This window comes from Bradyrhizobium sp. USDA 4502, from assembly GCF_054063355.1.
Genome location: NZ_JBSSGF010000001.1, coordinates 2,510,220 through 2,526,403 on the forward strand (window position 1 = coordinate 2,510,220; position 16,184 = coordinate 2,526,403).

Genomic DNA, 16,184 nt, shown 5'->3' on the forward strand with positions numbered 1-16,184 from the left:
GATCAAGTGCAAGTAATGAGATTGTCATAAACGCAGCGGCCGGACGATGGCAATCCGGATAACAACGGAAGGTGAGCGCTCAACAAAACTCTTTCGGGGTACACGCCACCCGATGCGCAAAGCCCCGTAGAATTACGACACCATCGGGAGGATGTTGGTGTTCGTCACGGTGAAATCCGTTTGCCCAGGGCCTGGTCGATGTCGGAATTTTACTGCGTCATTGCAGACCACAATAGCGCCGTGCCCGCCGCCAGCATGATGCCGTCCATGATCAGGCGGAACGACTCCGGCTTCAGCTGCAGCACGAAGCGCTTGGCGATGAAGGCGCCGGCCATCAGCGAGGCGCCGGCGATCAGGCCCTTCAGCGCGATGTCCGGCGTCAGCGCGCCGAAGCGCTCGAACGTCACCGACTTGCTGACATAGAGCCCGAGCGAGCTCGCCGCCTCGGTGGCGAGGAACGCGCCCTTGCTGAGACCGTAGAACAGGAACAGCGGCACGCTGAGCGGGCCGGTCGAGGCCACGATGCCGGTGAGGTAGCCGATGAGCGCACCGCCGATTGCGAGATGCCAGAGATTGGCCTTCAGCCTGTGCCGCGCCAGCCAGTGCCGCACCGGCACCATCGCGATCAGGAATACGCCGATCGCTATATCGACCGCATGCGAGGGCAGCGCGAGCAGGGTGCGCGCGCCGAGCGCGGCGGCCGGGATGCCCGTGATCGAGTAGGCGATGCAGGCACGCCAGTCGACCTCGCGCCACCAGGCGAGGATGCGCGACAGATTGGCCATCACGGCGGCGACGGCCATGATCGGTACCGCCTGCTTCGGCCCGTACTGATAGACCAGCACCGGCATCAGCATGATCGACGAGCCGGTGCCGACGATGCCGGAAATGGTGCCGGCGACTAGGCCGACGATGAGGACGAAGAGGAAGCCCACCTGCGCGCTCCGGTGAGGTGATCCCGAGCCATGCTGAATGCGTGCCCCGGGAGAGGGGCTCAGTGTGACCTCATGGCTCGAGACGGCGCAAGGGCGCCGCCGAACCATCGACACGCCATCGTGCGCAGCGCAGCAAGACTTGGACAAATCATGTCGCGAGAATGCGGAGGTATGACTCATAGACCGCGCAACACATTTGTTGTCGACCCTGCGAAAGCAGGGACCCATAACCACGAATGCGGATTATTGCGCGCCGCCGGAACGACAAGTCCCGTTCACAACATCGGCCGCGGAGTATGGGTCCCTGCTTTCGCAGGGACGACAGAGTGATTGTGGCGCGAGCGCGACACGCAAACCCGTCACCTCAACACCACCCACGCCGGCGCGTGATCGCTGGCGCCGTCCTCGCCGCGGATGGCGCGGTCGACGCCGGCTTTCACGAGCCGCGGCGCCACTGCGGGGCTGAGCAGGAGATGATCGAGCCGCAGGCCTGCATCGCGTGGCCAGCGCTGGCGCTTGTAGTCCCAGAAGGTGAACATCGGCGCGTCCGGATGCAGGGCGCGGATCGCATCGCACCAGCCCTGATCGACCAGCGCCTTGAAGGCGGCGCGGCTCTTCGGCTGGATCAGCGCATCCTTGTCCCAGGACCGCGTTGGGTAGATGTCGAACGGCGTCGGCGCGACATTGTAGTCGCCGGCGAGCACCACCGGGACGTCCTGCTTGAGCAGCTTGGCGGCATGGGCGCGCAGCCGCTTGAACCAGGCGAGCTTGTAATCGAATTTCGGCCCGGGCTGCGGATTGCCGTTCGGCAGATAGAGGCTGGTGACGACGATGCCGCGCACCGCGGCCTCGATGTAGCGCGCTTCGTGATCGCCGGCATCGCCGGGCAGGGCGGTGCGGATCAGCACCGGCTCGGCCTTGCGCGCGAGGATGGCGACGCCGTTCCAGGTCTTCTGTCCCTGCCACACCGCGCCGTAGCCGGCCTGCTCGATCGCGGCCGCGGGAAACTCGGCGTCGCTGGCCTTCAGTTCCTGCAGACTGACGATGTCGGGCCTGGCCGATTTCAGCCAGCGCAACAGGTTGGGCAGGCGGCGGTTGACGTTGTTGATGTTGAAGGTCGCGATCTTCATGCGCACCGGCAATCGCGAACCTTGATCATGTCAGGTGGACGTCGCTGTTGGCTCGGCGGCCGGCAGTGGCGGCGGCGCAGCGGGCGCTGCTGTTGGCAAGGCTGGCGGTGCTGCGGGCGTGGCAGCCGGCTCGCTCGTCTCGGCGACCGCGTCGCTTCTCGCGGCGACGGCATCGCCGCCCTTGTAGATGCGCACGAAGCGGCGGCCGAGGCTGGTCAGCACCTCGTAGCCGATGGTGCCGAAATGATGCGCGACCTCGTCGACCGTGATGCCTTCGCCGATCAGCGTCACCATGTGGCCGCGCCGCACGGCATTCTTGTCGAGGTCGGTGACATCGACCGCGATCAGGTCCATCGAGACGCGGCCGGCGATCGGGCAGCGCTTGCCGGCGACCACGACCTCGGCGCCGCGGGTGCCGTCATTGGCGCTGGCGGCGCGGAAATAGCCGTCGGCATAGCCGGCGGCGACGATCGCAAGCCGGGTCGGCCGGCGCGCGGTCCAGGTGCCGCCATAGCCGACGGTCTCGCCGCGGTCGATGTTGCGGATCTGCACGATGCGCGCCTTGAGATCGACCACCTGCTGCATCGGGTTGTCGGCCTCCGGCGTCGGATTGACGCCATAGAGCGCGCAGCCCGGCCGCACCATCTCGAACTGGAATTGCGCGCCGAGAAACACGCCGGAAGAATTCGCCAGCGAGGCCGGCACGCCGGTGAACAGGCTCGCGATCTCGCGGAAGCTCGCAAGCTGCTTGGCGTTGGCGGGATTGTTGAGCAATTCGGCGGAGGCGAGGTGGCTCATGACCAGCGTGATGCCGTGGTCGCCGGCATTGATCCGCGGGATGATGCCCTGCGCCTCGCTGACCGTGAGCCCCAGCCGGTTCATGCCGGTGTCGATATGGATGCCGGCGCCGCCGGACCAGCCGGAGCGGCGGCAGAACACGTCCCATTCGGCGAGCTCGTTGAGATCGCCGATCACCGGCTTGCAGTCGATCCTGGCGTAGGCGTCGCCGGTGTTCTGGAAGAAGCCGCCGAGCGAATACACCGTCGCCTCGGGAGCGGCCGCGCGCACCGCGGCAGCCTCCTCGACGCTGGCGACGAAAAAGGTCTTGCAACCGGCCCTGGCGAGCGCCCGCGAAACCTGCTCGGCGCCGCAGCCATAGGCATTGGCCTTGACCACGGCGGCGCATTCGGCCGGCACCGCGGTCTTCTCGAGCTTGCGCCAGTTGGCGATGATGGCGTCGAGGTCGATGGTGAGGATACCGCTGGCGGTCGGGTGGGCCGCCAGCAAACTGGCCTCGGGTGTCAGCTGCGATTTCGCGTCAGTCACGATGTTCATGGCTCAGTTGTACGCGGGTGCCTTGCGTCGTTCAACCGAGTCCGGATCTCAGTGGCCGTGATCTGGAACCTGACCGTCGGGTGCGAGGTCGCCGAAGCGCGTGACGCTGGCCTCGAAGTGCAGATCGACCGTGCCGGTCGGGCCGTGGCGCTGCTTGCCGATAATGACTTCGGCCTTGCCGTGGGCAAGGTCCATGTCCATCTGCCACTTCTCATATTCCGGCGTGCCCGCGCGCGGCTCCTTGTTGGCGAGGTAGTATTCCTCGCGATAGACGAAGATCACGACGTCGGCGTCCTGCTCGATCGAGCCGGATTCACGCAGGTCGGACAGCTGCGGCCGCTTGTCGTCGCGGTTTTCGACCTGACGCGACAGCTGCGAGAGCGCGATGATCGGAACGTTCAGTTCCTTGGCCAGTGCCTTCAGGTTGGTGGTGATCTCGGTGATTTCCTGCACGCGGTTGTCGTTGCCGCGTTTGCCCGAGCCCTGCAGCAGCTGGATGTAGTCGATCACGATCAAGTCGAGGCCCTTCTGGCGCTTGAGCCGTCGCGCCCGCGCGGTGAGCTGCGAGATCGAGAGGCCGCCGGTTTCGTCGACGTAGAAGGGCAGCGATTGCAGCTCGATCGAACAGTCGCGGATCTTCTCGAAATCGAGCTCGGAGATGCCGCCGCGACGGATCGAGCTCGAGGGAATGCCGGTGCGCTCGGCGAGAATACGGGTGGCGAGCTGTTCGCCGCTCATTTCGCAGGAGAAGAAGCCGACACAGCCGCCATTGACTGCCTTGGTGGTGCCGTCCGCCTGGACTTCGGGCACATAGGCTTTGGCGATGTTGTAGGCGATGTTGGTGGCGAGCGATGTCTTGCCCATGCCGGGACGGCCGGCGAGGATGATGAGGTCGGACGGCTGCAGGCCGCCCATCTTGGCGTCGAGGTCGCGCAGACCGGTCGAGATGCCCGACAGCTTGCCGTCGCGCTGGAACGCCTTCGCCGCCATGTCGACGGCGATCGTCAGTGCCTGTGCGAAGCGCTGGAAGCCGCCATCATAGCGGCCGGTTTCAGCAAGGCCGTAGAGCTGCCGCTCGGCGTCCTCGATCTGGGCGCGCGGCGCGAAGTCGACCGGCGCGTCGTAGGCGACGTTGACGATGTCCTCGCCGATCTGGATCAGGTTGCGACGCAGGCTGAGATCGTAAACGGTGCGTCCGTAGTCCTGCGCGTTGATGATGGTGGTCGCTTCGGCGGCAAGCCGGGCGAGGTACTGGCCGACCGTCATGCCGCCGATGTCGAGCTCGGCCGGCAAGAACGTCTTCAGGGTCACGGGGTTCGCGACCTTGCCCATCCGGATCAGGCTTCCGGCGGTCTCATAGATTTGCTGATGGATGGTTTCGAAGAAGTGCTTCGGCTCCAGGAAATCGGAGACCCGGTAGAAGGCGTCGTTATTGACCAGGATCGCGCCCAGCAGGCCCTGTTCCGCTTCGATGTTGTGCGGCGCACTTCGGTAGGCCGGGGATGCGGCGTCGGGCGCGAGCTTGTGGACGTTCGAATCAATCAAGGCCATGGACGAGCTTATTCTTCTGATTTCGTCGTTACTGAGATTTTCGGCTGTGGGGCGGCGATGAAGCGCCAGCCCGGCACGAAGCGAAAGGACGGATGTTTCTTATGCACGATTCACACAACGCGAGGTGTGAATCCGAAACAGCCGGATGCATTCCGCTTGACTGGGGTTTTGTCCGAAACCGGGCGGGAGCCGGCCGATCAGCACGGTCGTTGGCAAAAATTGGACGCCGCCTGAACCTTTTGCCAGGCGAGCGGACCCATGGAGAGGCGAGGCGGCTGTTGGCGTCGATTTCTCAGACCAGGATGAGGAAGGCCAGCGCGATCAAGGCGGCCACCACGCCAGTGGCGATCAGGGCGTAGTCAGTCGCGATATCGCGCTGCGGGTCCAACATCGTCTGGTGTGTTTCTCGGGTCATTCCGGACCACTACGACAGTCCGGGACAGACCTCTGTGAAGCAGATCACATGCGCCGCACTTTTTTTGCGGCAGGTTCGCGGGAACGACCCGGCGGATTCCAGGTTGTCTACGCTCAGGCAAGATACGGCGGCGATGGCTCGAGAGTTTCAGACAGCGCGATCAAGGCTTGGCCGGGCAGATGGCATGGATCGCCGCTGGCTGGCGGCGCTTGTCGATGCCATGGAGCAGGCGGCGCGTCCCGAGGTCCGCAATGTTCCCTGCGATGCCAGCTTGATTTCGGCCGCCGCGGCCCATCTTGCGCGTCCGGCGCCGACCTTTGGCCATTGCGGGTCGGCCTACAGCCTGCGCAACTAGCCGCACCCGTTCCTTCAGACCTATTCGCCGGCCAGTTGCAGCCGGGGCTTGGCCGCGCCGGCCTCCTTCAGCCGCAGGCGGGCTTCTTCGCCGCCGATATAGTCGCGGGTTATCGGGACGATGCCCTGGCGCTTGGTGAGCTGGAGCTGGAAGTTCATCATGTTCTGCACGCGGAACGACATCTCCGAGGCAGCCAGGTAGAATTCCCACATCCGGGCAAAGGTCTCGTCGTAGAGCCGCACGGCCTCCTCGCGCCGCGCCATGAAGCGCTCGCGCCATGCCTTCAGCGTCTCGGCATAGTGCAGGCGCAGGATCTCCATGTCGCAGATCAGCAATCCGGCCTTCTCGATCGCCGGCATGACCTCGGACAGCGCCGGAATGTAGCCGCCGGGGAAGATGTATTTGCGGATCCAGGGGCTGGTGACGTCGGGGCCGGTCGAGCGGCCGATCGAATGCAGCACCATGACACCGTCGTCGCTGAGCAGTTCGGCGCAGCGCGCGAAGAAGGTTTCATAGTAGGCGACCCCGACATGCTCGAACATGCCGACCGAGACGATGCGGTCGAACGGCCCGGGGATGTCGCGGTAGTCCTCCAGCAGGAAGCGCGCCGATTGCGCCAGGTTCCGCTCCGCCGCCCGGGCGTTGGAAATTTGCAGCTGCTCGGTCGACAGCGTGACGCCGGTGACGTCGGCGTCGCTCATCTCGGCGAGATAGAGCCCAAGGCCACCCCAGCCGGAACCGATGTCGAGGATGCGGTGCCCGGGCTTGATCAGGAGTTTTGCGGCGAGGTGACGCTTCTTGGCGAGCTGGGCATCGTCCAGCGTCGCGTCCGGCGTCTCGAAATAGGCGCAGCTGTATTGCTTGTCCGCGTCGAGGAAGAGCGAATAGAGGCGGCCGTCGAGATCGTAATGACGGGCGACATTGCTTCTGGATCGGCCGCGCACATTGATCTGCTGGGCGCGGCGTCCGAGGAAGCGTACCCAGGCCTGCAGCCTGGCAAAGTTCGGCAGCATGGCTGCCTGACCCATAAGCACCGCCAACACGTCGGCAACGGTGCCTTGCTCCACCACGAACGTGCCGTCCATGAAGGCTTCGCCGAGATAAAGCTCGGGATCGACCAGCACGCGGAGTTCAGCCCCTCGCGTCATGAAGCGCACGGCAACCGGTACGCCCGTGCCGTCACCGCAGGTGAACTGAGCGCCGCTCGCGGTCGTGAACGTGATCGAACCGCGGCGGATGAAGCGCCCCAAGAAGTATCGCAACAATCGGTCCATCGAAACACCAACGGAACGGCAAGCTGCACACCGACACCACCGGAGTTGATCACTCCAATGTGTCCCCAACCTCAAGATAGGCAGGGAATTAGATCGCGCTATAGCGTTGTGGTCAAAGCCGATATTCCAAAATGTGACAATTGCGTGGATGCGTCATGGGCGCGCTTCCATTCGCGCGATAATCGGCTAAAAGGTGACCGCCGCGGCCGATCCATCAGGCGCTGGCGGCGATTTTTCCGGAATCTGGAGACTTAAGGAATGTTGAGCCGAGCCCTCAGTCTGGCGACGGTGGCGCTTCTGATTGGCTGCCTGTCAGCCGTATCGGCGCAGGCGCAAAACCTCGAGGCCGGCAAGAGCCCCTCCCAGATCTTCGCAAGCACCTGCACAGCTTGCCACAAGAGCCCGCGCGGCCTGCTGAAATCGGTCCCGGCCGGTTCGCTGCCGGGCTTCCTGCGCCAGCACTACACGACGTCCAGCGACATGGCCGGCGTGCTTGCCTCCTATCTGATTTCGAATGGTGCCAACGACCCGCGCTACCAGGCCAAGGATCAGCCCAAGGGGACTAAGGGCGGTAGGGAAGGCAGGCAGGAGGCGAACCAGTCCCCGGAGCAGCCGTCCGAGCGTCCGGCCCGCCGACGGCACCAGGATGCCGCGCCGCAGGAAGGGGCCAAACCCGATGGCGATGGCTTGAATCCCGAAGGACGTCCAGCTCACCGCGGCAAGCGGATGGCCCGCCCGAGCGAGACGCCGGAAGGCGCGAAGCCGGATGACGGCCAGACGCCGCAGGCCTTGGGCGAGGGCAAGCCGTCGCGTCAGAAGCACGGCCGTCGCGGCAAGCCCGTCGAGGAGCCGAAGTCCGAGGAGACGCCCAAGGGCGCGGCGACCAGCGACGAGCCCAAGACAGACCCCAAGACATCCACCCGGCATGATGACAAGGGTGAAGCCGAGAAGCCGGCGAAGCCTGCCGCCGAGCCCGACACGGCAAAGGTCGACGCGCCCAAGAGCAATGGCGGCGGCGAGCCGGCTGCCGTGCGATCCGATCCGGTTCCGCAGGTCACACCGGCGCCTGCCGCGGCTGCGCCTGCGGCGTCCGAGCCGGCAGCAGCCGCATCTCCCGCTCCGGCGCCAGCCGCGCCGCCGGTGACTGCGACGGCGCCGCCGCCGCCACCGCCCACGACGCCAGGCTCCGGCCCGCCGGAAGCTCCGACCTCGAAGTAATCGCCAACGCCGGGCCGCAAGGTCCGGCGTATTTGTTTGACCATCATTAGAGCAGTGCTCTAGAGTGTTAATCTAGTCAGGAGGACGACTTGAGCACGGCGCGCGAAGATCTGCTGGCAGCGGGACTGGAGGTGTTCGACCGCGACGGATTTGAGGGCGCGACGGTGGCCGAGATTCGCTCCCGCGCCCGCGCGTCCAACGGCAGCTTCTTCCACTTCTTCACCTCGAAGAAGGCGCTCGCCGGCACCCTGTTCCTGGAAATCCTGCAGGCCTATCACGCCGCCATCATCAGCTCGGTCGACGCCAGCTGCGGGGCGGGCGAGGGCGTTGAGCGGCTGATCCACGCCCATCTCGATTGGGTCGTGAGCAACCGGCGCGAGGCGCGCTTCCTGTTCGAGATTTCGCGCAGCGAGTGGGTCGAGGAGGTGCGCGGCGCGCAGCGCAGCGAGAATTCGCGGCTCACCGATGGCATCGAGCGCTGGCGCGCGCCACTGCTCGCGCGCGGCGAATTGCTGCCGATGAGCGCCGTGCTGTTCTTCAGCCAGATCGTCGGGCCGGCGCAGATCTTCTGCCGCGCCTGGCTATCGGGCCGCCATACCGGCGATCCGCGCGAACAGGTCGAGACGCTGATCGCCTGCGCGGTCCGCGCGGTGGTGGCGCCGGGTGCGCCAGAACGAACAGGAGAGACTTCATGAGCGAGACCGATTCGGACTTTGCACCGATCGCGACGCGAATTCGCGACAATGTCGGCCGGCAGGGCTTCATGGGTCTTGTCGGTGCCGAGGTAGCCGAGCTGTCGCGCGGCACCTGCACGCTCGCGGTCGACCGCCGGCCGGAGCTGTTGCAGCAGCATGGCCTGTTTCACGGCGGAGTGACGGCGTTTCTGGTCGACAACGCCACCACGATCGCAGCGGCGACGTCGCGCGGCCAGCCGGCGCTGACGGCGGAATACAAGCTGAACCTGCTGTCGCCGGCCTCGGGCGATCGTCTGATCTGCCGGGCGCGCGTGATCAAGCCGGGACGTCAGGTCGCCGTCGTTGCAGCCGACGTGTTCTGCGTCATCGACGGCAAGGAGAAGCACACCGCGACCGCATTGGCGTCGATCGCCATGCTCGACGACAAGGCGGCGGCACGAATCCAAAGCCCGGCCTGATCGAGGCCGGGCTTCGTAGCGTTTAGTCGGTTGGACGATGGAGAGAAGCTTACTTCTCTTCGGCGGCCGGAGCCGGCGCGGCTTCCTCGTCCTGCTGGGCTTCCGGATCGAAGAATTCGCCGGCGGCGGCGAGCGCCTCGGCGGCAGCGTCCTGGTCTTCCTGGCGGGTCGAGATGTCCTCGCCGCGCTTGATCCGCTCGGCCTCTTCGGCGGAGCGGGCGACCGTCACGGTGACGCTGGTCTCGACCTCGGGGTGGACGGCGATCGTCACCTTCTGCGCGCCGATTACCTTGATCGGCGAGTCGAGCCAGACCTGCGGGCGCGACACCGTCACGCCGTCGGCAGCCAGCGCGGCGACGATGTCGCGCACCGTCACCGAGCCGAACAGCTGGCCGGATTCGGAGGCCTGGCGGATGATGACGATGTCGCGGCCGTCGATCTTCTCGGCGACCTTGGCGGCTTCGCCCTTGGCCTGGATGTTGTTGGCCTCGAGCTCGGCCTTCATGCCGTCATACTTGGCGCGGTTCGCCTCGGTGGCGCGCAACGCCTTGCCGCGCTTCAGCAAGAAGTTGCGGGCGAACCCGTCCTTGACGCGCACGACTTCGCCCATCTGGCCAAGCTTGGCGACGCGTTCGAGCAGAATGACTTCCATTTTCGTTCTCCTTTAGATGCAAAGTACGGGTTTAAGTGGTTGGATCGAATCTCAAGCCGCGGGCAAAGGCGGCGGTCTTGTCTGCAGATAGCGCTGGCGCAGCCCGAACACGGCGTCGGCGATGCCGAGCGCGAACATCGCCACGATCGGCCAGCCGAACATGACGACGACCGCATAGATGCCACCGAGCCAGAAGCCGCGATTGGTGAGCGACAGCGTCAAGGTGTGCAGAACGGCGAAGCCGACGAGCGCATAGGCGATTACGAGTGCCGCGGTGACGATCTGCGCCAGCAGCGCAAGCATGCCGCCGATGAAGCTGACGGCGACCGCCGCCAGCAGCGCGACCAACGTCACGGCGGGAAGCGCCGTGGTGCGGAAATCCGGCCACGGCCGATTCAACCGCCCCGAGGTTTGCGTGATCTTGCCGGCGAGCCAAAGGTTCAGCGTCAGCGTCACCATGGAGATGACCGTTGCCGCGAGCGGCGCGAAGATCACCAACGCGTCGACCAGCCGTTCGATGTCACCGCTGGGCTGGGCTTCGCCGGCGCTGAGCATCTTGAGCAGGCCACGCCGCAGCGTGCCGGTGATCGTGTCAGTATCGGTGCCGAGCGTGAGCAGTGCGACGGTCGTGATGATGATGGCGAAGGCTGCAATCCAGAGCAGGATGCGGCCGACGGGGTACCATTCAAGTGCAGGCGGCTGCTGCTTGGCGCTGTCGCCGGCTGCGCCTGCGATCGGCCGTCCGAGCAGGGCGAGGTGGCCGAGCCACCAGCCGGGTACGGCGACCATCATGGCAAACGCGATGCTGTAGGGAAGGCCGAAGATCGTGCCGAGCACGGATGCCGCACCCACTCCACCAATAGCGGCGGTGAGGGGACCCCAGCCGAGCGCCGCCACCATGATCGGCAGCGATGCGAGATAGAACAGCAATATCGAGATCAGCGCGCCCGAACTGATCGAGGCGAACATCAGCGCCGACGCGGCGCCGGCGGCAAGTGCAACAATGAGTATCCCGATCATCAGCTGTCCCGCCCCCTTTGAGCGGTTAGGGGTCCTGCTTCGAGAACCCCAACCATCGGCGACCGGACGACCCGGAAGCCTTATGAGAATGAGCGGCCGGCGACGTATGCCGCCGGCCGGAAACGATTACCTGATCACGTAAGGCAGCAAGCCGAGGAAGCGCGCGCGCTTGATGGCGCGGGCGAGCTCACGCTGCTTCTTGGCGGACACGGCCGTGATGCGGCTCGGCACGATCTTGCCGCGCTCGGAGACGTAACGCATCAGCAGCTTGGAATCCTTGTAGTCGATCTTCGGCGCATTCGCGCCCGTGAACGGGCAGGACTTGCGACGGCGGAAAAACGGACGGCGGGCACCAGCATCAGCCATGATTCATTACTCCTCGGTCGCAGCTTCTTCTTCACGCGGACGGCGCGGGCCACGGTCGCCACGGAAACCACCCTCGCGGTCGCCACGGAAGCCGCCTTCGCGGTCGCCACGGAAGCCACCACCACGGTCATCGCGCTCGCGATCGCGGTCGGCCTTGCGCATCATCGCGGACGGGCCTTCCTCGTGCTCTTCAACGCGCACGGTGAGGTAACGGATGACGTCTTCGTTGATCCGCTCCTGGCGCTCGATCTCGGTGACGACAGCCGACGGTGCGTCGATGTTCATCAGCACGAAATGCGCCTTGCGGTTCTTGTTCATGCGGTAGGTGAGGGAACGCACGCCCCAGCTCTCGGTCTTGGTGACCTTGCCGCCGCCCTGTTCGACGATCCCCGTCATCTGGGCCGTCAGTTCATCCACCTGCTGGGTGCTCGCATCCTGGCGCGCGAGAAAAACATGCTCGTAAAGAGGCATGGTTGTCCTTTCCTGTGTTGGCGCGGTTTCCGGCGACAAGCCCTTCGAGACCTTCGGAAAGGACTCGAGCTGCTCAGAAGGCGGGAGCACGGGACGACGGGCCGACTGGCCCTGCCACATCAAAATCAACGGGTGAGTTTGCTGAGACCGTCCGTTCAGCTCCCGGCCGGAGCCCACGAATGGCGCGCTTATACGGATTTTGGCCGCGAAAGCAAGGGTTCTCGGCCCCCGGATGTGCGAGGCGTCGTAACCCTCCAGCCCGTTTGACACAACCTCAGGCGTTTTCCCGTTGATTTCTTTGTTTGTATGTCATACAAACATCTTTGGGAGGACGAGATATGGGTTCGGAGACCGCCAGCGGCATGTCTGCGCCCGATCCGAAGCACGCGGTCCGCGCGACGCGGTCGGCGGGGCGCAAGATGCGCTCGCTGCTGCTCGATGCCGCCAGCCGCCTGTTCAAGGAACGCGGGCTCTCGGGCACATCGATCTCCGATATCGCCGCGGCCGCGGACGCCTTTCCGAGCCAGATCACCTATTACTTCCGCACCAAGGAAGCGCTGTTCGTCGAAGCCGCCAGCCGCGACATGCTCTATCTCGCGCGCGCGACCGAGCAGGCCGCCCTGAATGCGCACACCCCGCGGGACTACACCCACGCTTTGGCCGAGACCGTGACCGCGACCGACACGGTCGCCTTTTTCGCGGAGGCCTTGACCCTCACGCGGCGCCGGCAGGACCTCGCACCCCTCGTCGAGCGCACCATCGAACGGCTGCACAGCGAGGGCGCGCGCGCCTATGCGGGCCAGGTCGAGCGGCACGGCTGGCGTTCGCTGCGCGCGCCCGAGGAGAGCTCGCGGCGGTTCTGGGCGATCGCGATCGGCGTGATCGTCGAAGGTTTCGCCATGGGCCGCGCTGCCGACGAGATGTGCCGCGAATTGCTGCGCGCGCTCGGCGAGCAGGCGACATCAACTTCGACGTCGGCTAATGACGGGACGCGGCTGCGCCTGGTCGGCGATCACAGCACTTCATCCTCAACGGACGGGGAGACAAGCACATGACCGCGCTTCGCATGCGAGCCCGCGATTTCCTCACCGAGGACGAATTGGTTGCTGTGCGCGAGCGCACGACGTGGAAGGGCGCGGCCCTGATCGTGCACGCCTGGGCGCTGATCCTGGGCGCGATCGCGCTGGTCGCGTGGTGGCCCAATCCGCTGACCTATCTGCTCGCCGTTGCGATCATCGGCTCGCGCCAGCTCGGGCTTGCGATCCTGATGCATGACGGGGCGCACGGCTGTCTGTCGGCGGACGAGAGGACCAACCTGACGCTGAGCCAGTGGTTCTGCGCCTATCCGATCTTCGCGGAGACCCGCGGCTATCGCCGCTATCATCTGCAGCATCATGCGCGGACGCAGCAGGAGGATGATCCCGATCTCGTGCTGTCGGCGCCGTTTCCGATCACGAAGCTGAGCTACCGCCGAAAGTTCTTCCGCGACATCACCGGGCAGACCGGCTACCAGCAGCGCAAGGCGCAATTGCTCAATGCGATCGGGCCGAAGGAGTGGCCGTTGTCGCGGCGCGCCGCCAACTTCTGGCAGAAGCTCGGGCAGCAATGCGTCACCAACGCGCTGCTGTTCGCGGGCCTTGCCGCCGCCGGCGTGTGGTGGGCCTATCCGCTGTTGTGGCTGGTGCCGCTGCTGACCTGGATGATGGTGATCACGCGCATCCGCAACATTGCCGAACACGCCGTCGTGCCCGACAGCTCCGATCCCCTGCGCAACACCCGCACCACGCGGGCCAACGTCCTCGAGCGTCTCTTCATCGCGCCGTACTACGTGAACTATCACCTCGAGCATCATTTGCTGTTCTACGTGCCCTGCTACAACCTGCCGCGCGTCCACCGCATCCTGAGCGAAAGCCGCTATGCGGATCGGATGGAGGTGCAGCCGGGCTACGCCGCGGTGCTGCGGCTGGCGACCGCCAGGCCCGCCAGCGAGGATCGTCCGGGGCAGCTGGTCAACAGCGCACGCCGGGCGAGGGCCGGCGCCGAGGTTAACGCCGACCAGAATGCCGGCGGGTTCTAGTGTGCTGAATGCGAAGTTCGTGCGATTTCGCGGCAGCCACTTTCACGAACTTCGCATTCATAAAGCACACTAGAATCATAAGTTTGCTAGTGTCCTTATCGAATCCGAAGTTCGCTCCGAAGGTGCGGCAAATGATGCGAACTTCGGATTCGGGACACTAGCCCGGAGCCGGACCGGCATTCCCAGGGTTCCTCCGGCGCGGCTTGACAGCACCGCCTCCGTCAGTGTCTTACGGCCGGGTCCGGGGCCGGTTGCAAGGCTTGGTTGCAAGGGATTGGCCCGGACCCGCTGTGGCGCGTTTTGCGCGGCGCGGATACCGTTTCCCCTGCGGCAGGCGTAAAGCGCCTGCGCGGAGATCACGCTCAACAAGGTAGGGATCGCCGATGACGGCAGCATTTACGTTTCCCGGGCAGGGCTCGCAGGCGGTTGGCATGGGCAAGGCCCTGGCCGACGCCTTTCCGGCGGCCAGGGCGGTGTTCGACGAGGTCGATTCCGCGCTGGGCGAGAAGCTGACCGCGATCATCTGGGATGGCCCCGGCGAGACATTGCAACTCACCGAAAATGCCCAGCCCGCCCTGATGGCGGTGTCGATCGCCACATTGCGCGTGCTCGAGAGCGAAGCCGGCTTTTCGGTCGGCCGCAACGCGGCCTTTGTTGCCGGGCACTCGCTCGGCGAGTATTCGGCGCTGGCCGCCGCCGGAAGCCTCTCCGTCAGCGACACCGCGCGGCTGCTCCGCACCCGCGGGCTCGCGATGCAGAAGGCGGTGCCGGTCAGCGTCGGCGCGATGGCCGCACTGCTCGGTCTCGATTACGAAACCGCCGTGGCGGTCGCCAACGAGGCGGCGCAGGGACAAGTCTGCCAGGCCGCCAACGACAATGGCGGCGGCCAGGTGGTGGTCTCCGGCGACAAGGCCGCCGTCGATCGCGCGGTCGAAATCGCCAAGACCAAGGGCGCCAAGCGCGCCATGCTGCTGCCGGTGTCTGCGCCGTTCCATTGCAAGCTGATGCAGCCGGCGGCCGATGCGATGGCAGAGGCGCTGTCGGGGGTGACCATCAAGGCGCCCGCGGCGCCGCTGGTCTCCAACGTGCTGGCCTCCGCCATCACCGATCCCGACGAGATCCGCCGCCGCCTGATCGAGCAGGTCACGGGCACCGTGCGCTGGCGCGAGTCGGTTGCCTATATGGCAGGGCAGGGCGTGACGCGGTTCTTCGAGATCGGCGCCGGCAAGGTGCTGAGCGGCCTCGTCAAGCGCATTGCCGACGGCGCGGTCGGCGTGTCCGTCGGCGGTCCGAACGATATCGCTGCGGCCAAGGACGCGCTCGCAGCTTCGGCTTGAAGCAGCCGGAAGGAGAATTCGATGTTTGATCTGACTGGCAAGACGGCGCTCGTCACGGGCGCAACCGGCGGCATCGGCGGCGCGATCGCGCAGGCGCTGCATGCGCAGGGCGCGACGGTAGCGATCTCGGGGACGCGGCGCGAGGTGCTGGACGGCTTCGCGGCCAAGCTCGGCGAGCGCGTGCACGTCCTGCCGTGCAATCTCTCCAGCAAGGATGATGTCGAGGCGCTGGTGCCGGCAGCGGAAGCTGCGATGGGGCAGGTCGACATCCTGATCGCCAATGCCGGCATCACCCGCGACAACCTGTTCGTGCAGCTGCGCGACGAGGATTGGGACGACGTGATCGCGGTCAACCTGACCGCGACGTTCCGCCTGGCGCGCGCCGCGACCAAGCTGATGATGCGCAAGCGCTTCGGCCGCATCATCGCGATCACCTCGATCGTCGGCGTCACCGGCAATCCGGGGCAGGGCAACTACACTGCGTCGAAGGCCGGCATCATCGGCCTGATCAAGACGCTGGGCGCCGAATACGCCAAGCGCGGCGTGACCGCCAATTGCATCGCGCCGGGTTTCATCAAGACGCCGATGACCGATGCGCTCAACGACAAGCAGCGCGAATCCATCCTGGCGAAGGTTCCTGCGGCGCGGCTCGGAACGCCCGAGGACATCGCCGCCGCGGCGGTCTATCTGGCCTCGAACGAGGCCGCCTACGTCACCGGACAGACGATCCACGTCAACGGCGGGATGGCTATGATTTGAGCTACTGGCCGGCTCTCGCAATGCGGCGAAAAGCCGTTTTCGGGAGCCGGTTCAGGCGTGTAGTCAAGGCTTTGGAAGTATGGTAGCTGAAGCCCCCGTGGATGGGCGAAGAACGCCATTGCAGGATTTTGAAACC

18 protein-coding genes are annotated in these 16,184 nt (G+C 65.6%); 8 read left to right on the forward strand and 10 right to left on the reverse strand.

Annotated features, from left to right (window positions below; all coding sequences use genetic code 11):
• Window positions 1-209: 209 nt before the first annotated feature.
• The 5 genes from ACVW1B_RS11305 to ACVW1B_RS11325 all read right to left on the reverse strand — a co-directional run bounded on the left by ACVW1B_RS11305 (window position 210) and on the right by ACVW1B_RS11325 (window position 5,366).
• Complete coding sequence (locus ACVW1B_RS11305; protein ID WP_028335150.1) at window positions 210-935, reverse strand: sulfite exporter TauE/SafE family protein; 726 nt, start codon at window positions 933-935, stop codon at window positions 210-212.
• Window positions 936-1,294: 359 nt separating this feature from the next.
• Window positions 1,295-2,065, reverse strand: coding sequence for an exodeoxyribonuclease III (locus tag ACVW1B_RS11310; RefSeq protein ID WP_057020052.1), 771 nt, complete (start codon window positions 2,063-2,065; stop codon window positions 1,295-1,297).
• A 30-nt stretch (window positions 2,066-2,095) separates the two neighbouring features.
• Window positions 2,096-3,400: an alanine racemase gene (alr, locus tag ACVW1B_RS11315; protein ID WP_310879500.1), complete on the reverse strand. Its 1,305-nt coding sequence runs from the start codon at window positions 3,398-3,400 to the stop codon at window positions 2,096-2,098.
• A gap of 48 nt (window positions 3,401-3,448) precedes the next feature.
• Window positions 3,449-4,951, reverse strand: coding sequence for a replicative DNA helicase (locus ACVW1B_RS11320; RefSeq protein ID WP_057019871.1), 1,503 nt, complete (start codon window positions 4,949-4,951; stop codon window positions 3,449-3,451).
• Between the two features lie 292 nt (window positions 4,952-5,243).
• Window positions 5,244-5,366: a hypothetical protein gene (locus tag ACVW1B_RS11325; protein WP_256520498.1), complete on the reverse strand. Its 123-nt coding sequence runs from the start codon at window positions 5,364-5,366 to the stop codon at window positions 5,244-5,246.
• Window positions 5,367-5,550: 184 nt separating this feature from the next.
• Here ACVW1B_RS11325 and ACVW1B_RS11330 point away from each other — a divergent pair, with 184 nt between their 5' ends.
• Complete coding sequence (locus tag ACVW1B_RS11330) at window positions 5,551-5,721, forward strand: hypothetical protein (RefSeq protein WP_194295401.1); 171 nt, start codon at window positions 5,551-5,553, stop codon at window positions 5,719-5,721.
• A 20-nt stretch (window positions 5,722-5,741) separates the two neighbouring features.
• Here the strand turns inward: ACVW1B_RS11330 and ACVW1B_RS11335 are convergent, their stop codons facing one another.
• Window positions 5,742-6,995 carry a class I SAM-dependent methyltransferase gene (locus ACVW1B_RS11335; RefSeq protein WP_456780667.1) on the reverse strand — a complete coding sequence of 418 codons (1,254 nt, stop codon included), beginning with the start codon at window positions 6,993-6,995 and terminating at the stop codon, window positions 5,742-5,744.
• Between the two features lie 258 nt (window positions 6,996-7,253).
• Here ACVW1B_RS11335 and ACVW1B_RS11340 point away from each other — a divergent pair, with 258 nt between their 5' ends.
• The 3 genes from ACVW1B_RS11340 (at window position 7,254) to ACVW1B_RS11350 (ending at window position 9,366) form a co-directional block, all read left to right on the forward strand.
• The gene (locus tag ACVW1B_RS11340) at window positions 7,254-8,213 is read left to right on the forward strand and encodes a hypothetical protein (protein ID WP_253608923.1); all 960 of its coding nucleotides are present in this window, start codon (window positions 7,254-7,256) and stop codon (window positions 8,211-8,213) included.
• An 89-nt stretch (window positions 8,214-8,302) separates the two neighbouring features.
• On the forward strand, window positions 8,303-8,908 hold the full coding sequence (locus ACVW1B_RS11345) for a TetR/AcrR family transcriptional regulator (RefSeq protein ID WP_456780666.1): 606 nt from the start codon (window positions 8,303-8,305) through the stop codon (window positions 8,906-8,908).
• Window positions 8,905-9,366, forward strand: a complete 462-nt coding sequence (locus ACVW1B_RS11350) for a PaaI family thioesterase (protein ID WP_456780665.1) — start codon at window positions 8,905-8,907, stop codon at window positions 9,364-9,366. The genes ACVW1B_RS11345 and ACVW1B_RS11350 overlap by 4 nt, the downstream gene beginning before the upstream one ends.
• A gap of 49 nt (window positions 9,367-9,415) precedes the next feature.
• Here the strand turns inward: ACVW1B_RS11350 and rplI are convergent, their stop codons facing one another.
• From rplI to rpsF, 4 genes are all read right to left on the reverse strand, one after another.
• The gene (gene rplI / locus ACVW1B_RS11355; protein WP_168856970.1) at window positions 9,416-10,018 is read right to left on the reverse strand and encodes a 50S ribosomal protein L9; all 603 of its coding nucleotides are present in this window, start codon (window positions 10,016-10,018) and stop codon (window positions 9,416-9,418) included.
• Between the two features lie 51 nt (window positions 10,019-10,069).
• The gene (locus tag ACVW1B_RS11360; protein ID WP_456780664.1) at window positions 10,070-11,038 is read right to left on the reverse strand and encodes a hypothetical protein; all 969 of its coding nucleotides are present in this window, start codon (window positions 11,036-11,038) and stop codon (window positions 10,070-10,072) included.
• Window positions 11,039-11,164: 126 nt separating this feature from the next.
• Window positions 11,165-11,404, reverse strand: coding sequence for a 30S ribosomal protein S18 (gene rpsR / locus ACVW1B_RS11365; protein ID WP_016844287.1), 240 nt, complete (start codon window positions 11,402-11,404; stop codon window positions 11,165-11,167).
• A gap of 6 nt (window positions 11,405-11,410) precedes the next feature.
• Entirely contained in the window at window positions 11,411-11,875 is a 465-nt protein-coding gene (gene rpsF / locus ACVW1B_RS11370; protein ID WP_029083529.1) for a 30S ribosomal protein S6, read from the reverse strand.
• Window positions 11,876-12,213: 338 nt separating this feature from the next.
• Here rpsF and ACVW1B_RS11375 point away from each other — a divergent pair, with 338 nt between their 5' ends.
• From ACVW1B_RS11375 to fabG, 4 genes are all read left to right on the forward strand, one after another.
• The gene (locus tag ACVW1B_RS11375) at window positions 12,214-12,930 is read left to right on the forward strand and encodes a TetR/AcrR family transcriptional regulator C-terminal domain-containing protein (RefSeq protein WP_456780663.1); all 717 of its coding nucleotides are present in this window, start codon (window positions 12,214-12,216) and stop codon (window positions 12,928-12,930) included.
• Window positions 12,927-13,952 carry a fatty acid desaturase family protein gene (locus tag ACVW1B_RS11380; RefSeq protein WP_456780662.1) on the forward strand — a complete coding sequence of 342 codons (1,026 nt, stop codon included), beginning with the start codon at window positions 12,927-12,929 and terminating at the stop codon, window positions 13,950-13,952. Before ACVW1B_RS11375 ends, ACVW1B_RS11380 begins: the two co-directional genes overlap by 4 nt.
• 383 nt (window positions 13,953-14,335) lie before the next feature.
• Window positions 14,336-15,289: an ACP S-malonyltransferase gene (gene fabD / locus ACVW1B_RS11385; protein ID WP_456780661.1), complete on the forward strand. Its 954-nt coding sequence runs from the start codon at window positions 14,336-14,338 to the stop codon at window positions 15,287-15,289.
• A 21-nt stretch (window positions 15,290-15,310) separates the two neighbouring features.
• Complete coding sequence (fabG, locus tag ACVW1B_RS11390) at window positions 15,311-16,048, forward strand: 3-oxoacyl-[acyl-carrier-protein] reductase (RefSeq protein ID WP_076831958.1); 738 nt, start codon at window positions 15,311-15,313, stop codon at window positions 16,046-16,048.
• Window positions 16,049-16,184 lie beyond the last annotated feature (136 nt).